We start from the raw sequence: 356 nt of genomic DNA, 5'->3' as shown, positions 1-356 counted from the left end.
TTGAAAAACTGATAAATAAGCAGCCAGAGCTGCAACCGAAAGATGTTGAACGTGGTGTTCGAGAGATTCTCGAAGTCATGGTTCATTCATTAGCCGCAGGCGACCGCATTGAAATTCGCGGGTTCGGTAGTTTTTCATTACACTATCGCAAACCCCGAGTTGGTCGAAACCCGAAAACCGGCGAGCAGGTTGATTTAGGTGGCAAATATGTCCCTCATTTCAAACCAGGCAAAGCATTGCGGGAAAGGGTGAACGAAGCGGCGCAAGGTTAACGTTTTGCAGAAGCCGAACTTTTAAAAAAGGCATGCTATAATGGCATGCCTTTTTATTTTTCTGCGTTCAGCAAGGGAAAATTA

Annotated in this window: 1 protein-coding gene; it reads left to right on the top strand. The window is 45.2% G+C overall.

Annotated elements, in window-relative coordinates; translation table 11 throughout:
• Positions 1 to 272: integration host factor subunit beta (ihfB, locus tag J5F18_RS12730; protein WP_346298987.1), on the top strand; the 272-nt coding region annotated here is incomplete at its 5' end.
• Between the last annotated feature and the right edge of the window lie 84 nt (positions 273 to 356).

It is taken from the genome of Halomonas sp. BM-2019, from assembly GCF_017584085.1.
This window is presented reverse-complemented; position numbering and strand designations above follow the sequence as displayed.